Origin of the sequence: Gilliamella sp. B2824 (genome assembly GCF_026536245.1) — a bacterium.
Classification (GTDB): domain Bacteria; phylum Pseudomonadota; class Gammaproteobacteria; order Enterobacterales; family Orbaceae; genus Gilliamella.
In genome coordinates this window covers 43,500-54,621 of the sequence record NZ_JAFNON010000014.1, presented here as the reverse complement: position 1 = coordinate 54,621, position 11,122 = coordinate 43,500, and the positions used below count along the sequence as shown (strand labels likewise).

12 protein-coding genes are annotated in these 11,122 nt (G+C 36.4%); 4 read left to right on the top strand and 8 right to left on the bottom strand.

Features of this window, described 5'->3' with window-relative positions; all coding sequences use genetic code 11:
• The 7 genes from J3U56_RS11175 to J3U56_RS11145 all read right to left on the bottom strand — a co-directional run.
• Positions 1–226, bottom strand: a 226-nt coding sequence (locus J3U56_RS11175) for a hypothetical protein (RefSeq protein ID WP_267367750.1), incomplete at its 3' end; no start/stop codon positions are given.
• Between the two features lie 494 nt (positions 227–720).
• Positions 721–1,836, bottom strand: a complete 1,116-nt coding sequence (locus J3U56_RS11170) for an ABC transporter permease (protein WP_267344842.1) — start codon at positions 1,834–1,836, stop codon at positions 721–723.
• Positions 1,837–1,855: 19 nt separating this feature from the next.
• Positions 1,856–2,974 carry an ABC transporter permease gene (locus tag J3U56_RS11165; protein WP_267332472.1) on the bottom strand — a complete coding sequence of 373 codons (1,119 nt, stop codon included), beginning with the start codon at positions 2,972–2,974 and terminating at the stop codon, positions 1,856–1,858.
• Positions 2,971–4,701: an ATP-binding cassette domain-containing protein gene (locus J3U56_RS11160; protein WP_267367748.1), complete on the bottom strand. Its 1,731-nt coding sequence runs from the start codon at positions 4,699–4,701 to the stop codon at positions 2,971–2,973. The genes J3U56_RS11165 and J3U56_RS11160 overlap by 4 nt, the downstream gene beginning before the upstream one ends.
• A 10-nt stretch (positions 4,702–4,711) precedes the next feature.
• The gene (gene hlyD / locus J3U56_RS11155; protein ID WP_267344845.1) at positions 4,712–5,701 is read right to left on the bottom strand and encodes a secretion protein HlyD; all 990 of its coding nucleotides are present in this window, start codon (positions 5,699–5,701) and stop codon (positions 4,712–4,714) included.
• Between the two features lie 18 nt (positions 5,702–5,719).
• Positions 5,720–6,214, bottom strand: coding sequence for a MarR family transcriptional regulator (locus J3U56_RS11150; RefSeq protein WP_267344847.1), 495 nt, complete (start codon positions 6,212–6,214; stop codon positions 5,720–5,722).
• A gap of 147 nt (positions 6,215–6,361) precedes the next feature.
• Positions 6,362–6,889 carry a DUF4865 family protein gene (locus J3U56_RS11145; protein WP_267348279.1) on the bottom strand — a complete coding sequence of 176 codons (528 nt, stop codon included), beginning with the start codon at positions 6,887–6,889 and terminating at the stop codon, positions 6,362–6,364.
• A 107-nt stretch (positions 6,890–6,996) separates the two neighbouring features.
• Between J3U56_RS11145 and J3U56_RS11140 the strand changes: the two genes are divergently transcribed.
• The gene (locus J3U56_RS11140) at positions 6,997–7,734 is read left to right on the top strand and encodes a LysR family transcriptional regulator (protein WP_267348277.1); all 738 of its coding nucleotides are present in this window, start codon (positions 6,997–6,999) and stop codon (positions 7,732–7,734) included.
• 17 nt (positions 7,735–7,751) lie between these two features.
• Here the strand turns inward: J3U56_RS11140 and J3U56_RS11135 are convergent, their stop codons facing one another.
• A complete protein-coding gene (locus J3U56_RS11135; protein ID WP_267348275.1) occupies positions 7,752–8,570 on the bottom strand; it encodes a helix-turn-helix transcriptional regulator in 819 nt (272 codons plus the stop codon).
• A 303-nt stretch (positions 8,571–8,873) separates the two neighbouring features.
• Between J3U56_RS11135 and fsa the strand changes: the two genes are divergently transcribed.
• The 3 genes from fsa (at position 8,874) to J3U56_RS11120 (ending at position 11,105) form a co-directional block, all read left to right on the top strand.
• The gene (gene fsa / locus J3U56_RS11130) at positions 8,874–9,536 is read left to right on the top strand and encodes a fructose-6-phosphate aldolase (protein ID WP_267367745.1); all 663 of its coding nucleotides are present in this window, start codon (positions 8,874–8,876) and stop codon (positions 9,534–9,536) included.
• A 151-nt stretch (positions 9,537–9,687) separates the two neighbouring features.
• Positions 9,688–10,476 (top strand): siderophore-interacting protein, encoded by a 789-nt coding sequence (locus tag J3U56_RS11125; RefSeq protein ID WP_267367743.1) that lies wholly within the window; start codon positions 9,688–9,690, stop codon positions 10,474–10,476.
• Positions 10,477–10,493: 17 nt separating this feature from the next.
• Positions 10,494–11,105, top strand: a complete 612-nt coding sequence (locus tag J3U56_RS11120; protein WP_267332481.1) for an ACP phosphodiesterase — start codon at positions 10,494–10,496, stop codon at positions 11,103–11,105.
• Positions 11,106–11,122 lie beyond the last annotated feature (17 nt).

The following is an 11,122-nucleotide window of genomic DNA, read 5'->3' as shown; positions in this document are numbered from 1 at the left end:
CTAAGGCTACAATTTTTTCATAGTAATAATTTATCTTATCCCAATCATCAGGATAAAAACTTGGGTCATCTTTATACTTTTCATAGATATATGACGTTAATTCATTGAGCTCCTGAAGATAGTTGTCATGTTGCTCTTGTGTAATTAAATTGACCGCCAAAGCATGTCTGAATTCATTTTTCATGGTACTTTCGATTGTTTCCACTCGTTCTTTTTGGTCTCGCATACTGCACTCCTTAGGTAGTTTGGTGATATTAACGGCTGAATTATAACCAAATTTTTAAGGTCGTCCAAGCGGAAAGGCTCGCTATGCGTTCCTTTCCACCTGTACTAAAGGATAAAATTGGGTGGGTTGTCAATAGGTTACTGCGTCAAATGCTCGCTCGTTCACTGCGTGACTGCGACCTCCGCTTTGCTATTGACAATAGCAACACTGTGCAATTATTAACATAAAATGTAGACAACACTGTATATAAAATTGAATTCATGATCTGAATCAATACGTTAATTAGACAAATAAAAAATAATCATCTTATCGTATGAAAGTACGGTAAAGTTCGGGTGTCACTGAACATCCGAATTTATCTATGAGTTTAGTTCGTATAATTATATTATGCTAAATTCTGTATTGTTAGACGGTAAAGTCGGCCAACATTATACAATCTGCGACTTCAACATAACGCATTTTACATTATTCGAATCTTCGAATGTTATGAGATGTTACACATACTTTTTAAATAGATAGTAAGCACTACCACCTAATAATATTGTGATGGCATACAGTTTCCATAAACTATGCCAGATAATAGCAAAACTGACATTTTTTAGATAAATCTGCTTTGTTAGTTCGACAAAATGGCGCACCGGATTAATTTCTGTTAGATATTGTAAAAAAATTGGCATGTTTTCGACCGGCGCAATAAATCCTGATAATAATATTGCCGGCATCATAAAGGTAATAATACCAATAAATGCTTGTTGTTGAGTTGAACAAAGTGCAGAAATAAATAAGCCAAATCCAACTAACGATAATCCATAACTAAACATACATAAATAAAAATAAATGAGTGATCCTTGAAAGGTAATGCCATAAAGAAAAATGCTGGCAATCAGTATCAAACTGCCTTGTAACATGGCGACAATAATTGCTGGTATTGCTTTACCAGTAAAAATTTGCCAAGTCATTAAAGGTGAAATGCGTAACTGGTCAAGGGTACCTTGTTCGCGTTCACGTGCTACCGAAAGTGAGGTGACAATCATAACGCCGATAGTCGTAATTAACGCAATTAAGGACGGTAAGATAAAATGTTTATAGTCTAAATTACTGTTGTAACGATGACGGACAATCAATTGACTACTATTTTGCCCTAGTTGTTCTTGCTGATATTGCATAATAATTTGTTGAATATAGCTAGCAGCAATTTGCGCACTGTTAGACTTGCGACCATCTAAAATAATTTGGATTTGTGTGGATTGCCCACTAAGTAATTTTTGCGAGAAATCACTTGGAAATTGCACCGCAACTAAGGCTTTTTGATAATTAATTGTATCACTAATGGCCTGCTGTGAATCGAGTACTAATATTTTAGAAAAAGAACTCGAATGTGCAAATCGATTAATTAACTCTGAACTCGGTTCATCTATTGTTGGTCTATACACGGCTATTGTTGCATTGGTGACATCAAGCGTAGCAGCAAAAGGAAAGATAAAAATTTGCAGTAAAACTGGCATGACTAAAATAAGACGGGTTTGTTTATCTTGCCAAAGTAGGGCGAGCTCTTTTTTTATTAGAGTCAAAGTTCGATATAGGGTTATTGTGTTAATCAATTTTATCATAGTATTTGTTCCGGTTATCTTAATCTAATTGCATACGGGTTTTTTTTAATATCACCACAAATAAAAGACAGATGCAGATGATTAAAAAAAACGCATTAATTAGCATTACCGATACAATATCGCCGGCTAAAAACAGCGTTTGTAAAATATTGACGTAGTAACGAGCTGGGATGATATAAGTAACGAGTTGGATAATGGCCGGCATACTATTGATTTCAAATACGAATCCCGAAAGCATAACGGCTGGTAAAAATGCCGCGTTTAATGCAATCATAGCTGCATTAAACTGGTTGCGGGCTAATGTTGATATCAATAAACCCAGTTGTAAAATAACCAGTAAAAATAAACTACTCACAATTAATAATAGTGTAATCGAACCGCGAAAAGGCACTTGCATGATGCCCACCGTCACAATTACACAAATAATTAACGCGAGTAGACCAATTAGATAATAGGGAATAAGCTTTGATAATAAAAACTCTAACTTAGTCATTGGCGTTGATAATAACGCTTCCATCGTGCCACGTTCCCATTCACGAGCAATCACCAAAGCAGTTAGAATTGAACCTATCACTGTCATAATGATCGTGATAGCGCCAGGCAAAATAAAGTTTTTGCTTATCGCCGCTGAGTTAAACCAAACGTGCGAGGTTATTTCAATACCTTGACGATGGTCAATCAATCGTTGTTGATTTTGCTTTTGTTGCCAAATTTGCCATATGCTCGTTAAATAACCTTGTACAAAATTAGCAGTATTGGGTTCACTGCCATCGGTGATAAGTTGAATAGTTCCTTGGTGATTTTGTACTGCTTGCGCAAAATTAACGGGTATGACAACTATCCCTCGAATTTGTCCGGCGCTTAATTTTGTTGATAATTCATAGCGGTTATTTGAAAACACAGGATCAATAAAAGGGGAACCATTCAATTCTTGTACAAAATCATGAGCCGGCTGACTTTGTTGTTCGACTAATACACCAATACGAATTTTGTTGGAATCTAAACTAATACCATAACCAAATAGGAACAATAATAACAAGGGAATAATAATGGTGATTATCCAGCTACTTGGATCACGAAGGATTTGCTTAATCTCTTTGTTACACAGTGTCAATGTACGGCTGAATGAAAACATCATAATGTTTTTCCTGATTTAGCATCAACGACCAGTTTAATAAAAGTTTGCTCCATAGTTGCATTGTCGGCGACGGATTGCTTTAATTGATTTGGTGAACCTAAAGCAATTACTTTGCCACCATTAATTAAAGCGATACGATCACAATATTCAGCCTCATCCATAAAGTGCGTTGTCACCATAACCGTTACACCTTTTTCAACCAGACTATTAATATGAACCCAAAATTCACGACGCGTTATCGGATCGACACCTGATGTCGGTTCATCTAAAAAGACAATTTCGGGTTTATGCATCAAAGCACAAGCTAAAGCTAAGCGTTGTTTGAATCCTAGTGGCAATGATTCAGGTTTTTTAGCTAACATAGGCTCTAAATCGAATGCGGTTATCATCTCGTTCATGCGTTGTTTTTGTTCATCTGCCATCAAGCCATAAATCCCCGAAAAAAAGCGCAGATTTTGATACACACTCAATTTATCATATAGCGAAAAGCGTTGCGCCATATAGCCAATTCGTTCACGTACTTGGATCGCACTTTTTTTCAGATCTAACCCCAAGACTAAGGCTTTTCCGCGACTAACAGGCAATAAGCCGCACATCATTTTAAACGTTGTTGATTTACCTGCGCCATTTGGACCTAATAAACCAAAAATTTCGCCGCGTTTAATGGTAAAATTTACCTGATCTGTGGCAATAAAGCTGCCAAAAGTTTTTGTCAAATCTTTGGCTTCGATAACAATATCATCGAGTGATCCCGATATTTTCGGCATAATTTTACTCAATATCGATTCTTTATGAGTAATACCGCCAAGTAAATCGATAAATGCATCTTCAAAACGCCCACAAGTCGGTTTACTGGTAATATCGGGGATAGGCAGATGCTTTAATATTTGCTCAATAGATTGATCTGATTTTATAATCAAGCGAATATTATCGCCTTCAATCACACCGTCACTTACTGCGGGTAATTTTAAAACTGATTGTAATAACGTTCGATTTGATGTAGATGAAGAAAGCAAGTAAACTCGATTGGCAACGCGCTGGGTTAGCCGTTGCGGTTGTCCTTGAAAAAGTAATTCACCTTTATTAAGCAATAAAATGGATTTACATTGTTCAGCTTCGTCAAGGTAAGATGTACTCCAGATGATAAGCATCCCTTCATTGGCTAACTGATGCACCATTTGCCATAGTTCCTTGCGTGAAATCGGATCAACGCCAACACCCGGTTCATCAAGTAACAAAATTTGTGGATCGCCCAATAAAGTACAAGCTAGACCAAGTTTCTGCTTCATCCCGCCGGATAACTTACCGGCTAGTCGTTCAGTAAAGCGCGCCAAATCGGTAAATTTAAGCAGTTTATCGAAAATTTGCTGACGATCTTCGCTTTTGATATCACGTAGATCAGCAAATAAATTAAGATTTTCTAACACGGTCAAATCTTCATAAAGACCAAACTTTTGGGGCATATAGCCTACAATTGTCCGTAGTTGATCGCGGTTTTCTATCGGGTTTAATCCTGCAACAGTAATTTGGCCTTCACTTGGCGTAAGCAACCCTGCTAACATTCGTAACAAGGTAGTTTTGCCGGCGCCATCCGGACCCACCAAACCAGTTACCCCATGTGCGGAAAGGGTTATCGATAACGGCTTTATAGCAATTGTTACCGGTTGATTGTTTTGCACAAACTGTTTGGTGACCTTGTCGAGTACAATTTGCTGATGATTTTGCATAATGTCACCATTATTGTGAAAATTTAATGGTTACCGGCATACCTTGACGTAACATCTCATCTGCTTGCCCTTCACCGGTTTGGTTAATTTGAATTCGCAAACGGTAAACTAAATCAGTGCGTAATACGGGGGTTTCAACCGTTTTCGGGGTAAATTCTGCCGTAGGAGACACAAAGCCAATTTGGCCGATATAGGGTCTGTCCGGCTGAGAATCGGTATATACATAAACGGTTCGACCCGGTACGGCTTGACTTAAATTGACTTCATCGATATAAGCCCGTACCCAAACTGGCCTATCTAACGAAATCGCATAAATCGGTGTGCCTGCACTCAACATCGTACCGGCTTCAACTGCGCGAGTTAAAATGGTGCCGTCAGTAGGAGCATAAAGTTCGGTATCCGATAAATTAAGTTCAGCTTGTTCAAGCTGAGCTTTTGCCACAGCAACGGTTGCTTGTGCTGATTCAATTTCCTCTTTGCGATAACCGTTAGTGAGTTGATCTAGTTTTTGTTTTGCTGTCTGTAAATTGGCTTTGGCTTGATTTCGCAAGGTTAAGCTGTTATCCAGTTGATCTTTAGATATCGAGGCGGATTTAATCAATGTTGCCATGCGTTGATAATTGCTTTCGGCATAATCATAACTCGCTTGATACTGTAAGACTTGTGCAGCAGCTTGCGCGACTTCTTCTTTACGATAGCCGGTGGTGACTAAATCCAATTGCGCTTGCTGCATCATTAAATTGGCTTTCGCCTGATCTAAAGCAATTTGATAAGGTTTAGCATCAAGTTTAGCTAATAGATCACCTTGTTTGATATGATCGCCTTCTTCATGATTCAACTGCATTAAGCGACCTGAAACACGAAAACTACTATTCACAGTGCGAATATCGACATTACCATATAAAACCAGTGAAGCCGGGCTTTTATAAATAAACCAAACGATACAACTTATTGCCAAAATGAATAATAATATTAGAGGTATGAGCTGTTTTTTCTTCATAACTATTCTCGCTTATCGTTATTCAGTAAGGTGCTTTAAAAGTTTAGTTAAGATTGAACGTAACTGCTGCCGTTCTTCCTGCGAAATAATTTGCCAGGCAGCAACCACTTTCTGTTCGATAGGGGGTAACTCTTTTTTAAAAAAATTAGTCCCCTTATTTGTCAAAACCAGACAGTGGGAACGACGATCGTTCGCATCATCTTGACGTTCAATCAGACCATTTGCGACCAAGGTTTCGACACTACGGCTAACTTGGACACGCGAAAAATTGGTTAACTGACTGACTTGTGACGGCTTCACGCCGTCAGGTTGATGCCAATAAATTACCAGTAAAATAGCAAATAATTTGTCATCAAGCTGATACTGTTGATAAGTTTGGTTAAGATTTTCTAACAGTGTTTCGGTACTAAACTGCAATAAACGAGTCAAAAAAATCTCATCATAGTTGAATGAAAGTCCACGAGATTTAAATTTATCAATCAGTTTTTCAACGGTTGTAATAGGGATCGCCATAAAAAAGCCTTATTAAATTAGTTTCAATTGAAACTATATCAAATGAAACTAATTTTAACAATAACAATTTATAGCATTCATTAACAGGCTTTTATTTAAATGTTTTCCAATGGTAACGGCACTATTTTGCTGTTGGCTTTTAGTTGATTATTGACCGAATGAAAGATGTAATACCTGATAGAGATTGTGATTAACTAATGTCGGTTTTTCATGAAAAAAAGTGAAAATACAATACATCCATTTATCAGGATTATAGATTACTATCTGTCCTGTTTGATTTTGATGTGTAGGGTGTTTGAAGTCGAACCCTTTTAATTGTGGCTGAGTCGCAATGACAAAGTTTTCTTCTAACATGTATTTACTTTGTACAAAACGATCACTGAGATTGATTTGCGCAACTACGCCTATATGAATATTTTGCCAACCAAATGAAGTTAGAATATTGTCATAATAACCGTCAAATATGAACGTTGTCATGCCTTCTGTACGGCGCCAAATATAGAGTGGGCAATAGCTATTGGCAATATTATCGTTATCTTTTTCTGAAATTAAGTAAGCTTTAAATAATAAATCTTTAAAACCATCCGTTTTGTGGCCATTAGTCATAATTCGTTGTTTGATTATTTTCATATCATAATCAGCCGGTAAATTTATTTTATATTGCATTGCTTGCATAATTTGTCTCCTTTCAATGTTTGATTTAGTTTAGAAAAGGAATTGAGATTTGAATAATCCTCATTTATGATTGGGGTATCAAAAAAAGTGATAGGTACTGTTTTTAAATGAATTTTAAAGGATTATTGATTTTTAAAACGGTTTATGAGGTGAATAGTCTTAATAAAGCCGCTAAAATTTTGGGTTATACTCAATCAAACTTGACGGCTCATTTAAAAAAGATAGAGCATGAGTTAGGTGCAAGCTTATTTATTCGTCGATTTGATGGTGTCATACCTACAGAAGAGGGGCAACAGTTTTATCATTTCGCTATTCAAACACTCGATAGATTTGCACAGCTTAAGACATCATTTAAATTTCGCCAACCTACGCTATTAATTTCTGAACTTCTTTTCCAATTTATTGTGATTGAACAACAAAAATATGCAATTGGCTCAACAGAGATTGTTATAAAAAGAACCAGTGAGATGAACCATGTTATTAATGAGCAATTTTTTGATAATGTGATTACGTTTAAAAAATTTAATCATGCTGATTATTGTTTAGTGGCTACAAAATATTTACCTGTTACTTTTTTAAAAAGCCATTCAAATATCACTCATCAACAACTGCCTATTTTGATTAATAATGATGTTGATTGTCCGCTAAGAGCTAAGACTTTAGCTATATACCAACAGACGAGTAATATTATTACCGTTGATTCTTTAAGCCAATTGTTGAACCTTGTCGAAAAAGGGCAGGGAATTGCATTATTGCCGTTATTTTTGCAAAAAGATAATTTTGAAAAATTTAATGATGAACAGTATTTGATTGCATTTTATTGTTATCAACACCAATCGATTTAGTTTTTAAACCTTATTTATTATTTTTGTGATAATTTGCTGTGGTATTGACGGCGGTATTCGGTTGGTGTGCGTTCGGTTTTTTTTCTAAAAATTCGGCAAAAGTAGTTACTATCTTGAAAGCCCGATGCTTGTGCGACTTCTTTGACATTTAAATCATAATTTTTCAATAGTGATTTGGCATATTCTATACGTACATGATTTAAATATTCATTTAAGCCAATTTTGCCTTCGCGTTGAAATAGATGAGATAAATAGTTAGGCGAGATATAAAACATATTGGCTAAAAAGTCGCGGGTGATATCGTCACAAAAATGGGTATCGATATATTGTCGGATCGCTTGAAAAATGCTTGCCGTTTTCGATGCAGTTTCGACATTGACATTGAGCAGATCTAAGGTATTACTCAGTAGACTTTGTATCAAAAAATGCGCGGTTTGATTATTTTCTGCTGGTTGATTATGCCAAGTTAGTTCGGCGAGTGCTTGAATAATAAAAGCACCGACTCGTGGACCGCGCCTTAACGTATTGATTTGACCATAAGAGGTAAATTGGTTGCCATTCCAATGTAGTAAACTGAGGTTAATTTGTTGTTTGGCAAATAAAATGGTTAAAGTGGTGACAGGCTCTTCTAGAATGGGTTTATTCCAACTATGGACCACAGTATATAAGAGATCATGGGCTGAAAGCGTTTTGTGAATAATATTGCCGGCATTATCAGTCAATTGAATTTGTTGTGTACCTTCCAGCACAATCTCTATCTTCGGAAAATCAAGCTGGAATGCTTGCAGTGTTGGTGCATTGCTATTATCGGCAAAGAAGATGTGATTGATCTTCATTTGTCCGTTAACCAGCTTAGTTAGTGTGTTGTTGATGGATATTTTCATGCTATTTAAGTGAGTATGATATCAAGAAATACACGCTGTTTTATAGAGTATATTCCGTGAATGATGAAAGCAAAGAATAATAAAATATCTTTATAATTAAATGTATTAATTATGTGATCAAGATCTCATTTTTATATTTAGCGTACAAAAATCCAGTAAATAGCAAAATCGTCTTCTAGGCTAACAAAACAATATTTTTTACTATGCTAGTGTCTTATCACTTAGATAATTAACCTATATACCAAGGGGCATAGTATGGAATTATATTTAGATACAGCGGATATTTCAGCAATTAAACGCCTTGCTGCAATATTGCCAATTAAAGGTGTCACGACTAATCCAAGTATTGTGGCAAAATCAGAAAAGCCGATTTTTGAATTGTTAGCCGAGTTACAAGATCTGTTAGGTTCGGATAAAGTGCTTTTTGCTCAAGTATTGTCGAACCAGGCTAAAGAGATGATAAAAGAAGCTGAGCAACTAAGAAAAGCCGTGCCAACTATTGTAACTAAAATACCTGTTAATGCCGAAGGTTTAATTGCCATAAAGGAATTGAGCAAACAAGGAATACCAACTTTAGGCACGGCGGTATATGGAGCGGGACAAGGTTTTTTAGGTGCGCTTGCTGGGGCAAAATATATTGCGCCTTATGTTAATCGTATTGATGCGCAAGGCGGCAATAGTAAAGAGACAATTCAAGAGTTACAGACATTATTAGATTTACATTGTCCTGAATCTATGGTGTTAGCTGCCAGTTTTAGAACACCACGACAAGCCTTGGATTGTTTATTAGCAGGATGTCAATCAATTACGTTACCTGTGGATGTGGCTGAACAATTTATTTCTGATCCAGCTGTGGATGCAGCAATAGTAAAGTTTGAGCAAGATTGGTGCCATGCTTTTGGTTCCTTAACTTATTAATTCAAACTGTGAATACTGTTGTATGCATTGCTCGTAAAGCTAAGCTTTAATTGCGGTATTGAACGCAAAACGGTTAAATAAAAAGTTGGCTATATTTTGGTTATTTTATTGTATGATAATGCTAATAACATGGAATGAAAGGATCTTAAATATGACAGAACAACATAAGAGAGTGATTGTTAATGCAATATTGACAGTGGTTAAAATTGAAAAAGTATCCCATAGTTTTATTCGATTACACTTTACTTGTAGTAAGCCACTCACGATTGATAAGTCTTGGGTTTGTCCACATATTAAATTACTCTTTACTGATCCTGAATCTGGTCAGATTCCTTTTCCACAGTTAGATGAAAATAATAAAATTATTGTTAATGAACGAACTCGCCAATTGGCTCGAACTTATAGTGTGCGTTATTTTGATGAAGCAACACAACAATTGGCAATTGATTTTGCTATTCACCCAGAAGGTTTGGCAACGTTATGGGCACAGCGGGCAACTGTTGGTGATCAAGTTGGTGTAGTTGGGGTTGTATCTAAATTAAACGTTGATGATCAGCAGTTAGTTTTTATGGGCGATATCGCTGCCGTGCCTACTATTAGTTACGCTATTGAGCACTTGCCTGATTATCAAAAAGTCAATGCCTTTATTGAAGTTAATCATCCAACCGATGTATTACCCTTACCCGTTCGTGACAACCAACAAATTCATTGGTTAGTCCGTGACAAAGGACAACCAAGTCAACTGATTGATAGCATACTGGCGACAGATTTTACGGATAATCCACCACTCCTTTTTTGGGGGGGAATGGAGGCATCGCTAGCACAGCAGCTGCGTCGAGCGCTAAAAGACAAATATAGTAATTTACCAGCCGACGCATTCCAAATTACCAGCTATTGGCGTGAAGGATTAGCTGAAGGGCAATTTAAACACCGTGAATAATTAATTATTCTTATTGTATGAATATTCTTGCACATTTACATTTGGCAACATTGGCAAACAGTTCCTTGATTGGGAATAGTGTTGCCGATTTTGTGAAAGGTGATCCCTATTTAGCTTATCCACAAACTATTGCAGATGGCATTATGCTTCACCGAAGAATCGATAGCCTAATCGATTCTTTACCCGAAGTGAAGCAAGCTAAACAGTTATTTAGAAAAACTCACCAGCGAGTGGCGCCTATTGCATTAGATATTGTTTGGGATCATTTTTTGTCTAAATACTGGTCAGAGTATGGTATAAAATCTTATGCTGCCGTAGCTGAATTTAACCAGTTGACTAAAGAGCAAATTGCCCCTTTTATTACTGATTATCCACCCGATTATCAATATTTTATGCAGTCAATGTGGCAAGGTAAATGGCTTGAAAATTATGCTGATATCGAATTTATTGAAAAAGTACTTAAAGGTATGGCCGCGCGAAGACCTAGACTCAGTTTATTAAAAGAGACAATTGTTGATATTAAGCTACATTATTCAGCGCTTGAATCACTTTTTTTTAAGTTATATCCCCAAATGGTAAAATTTGTTAGTTCCAATCATTTTCAAGAAAACAGGCGATTATCGAAATAAGTTTAGTTAATCAACTT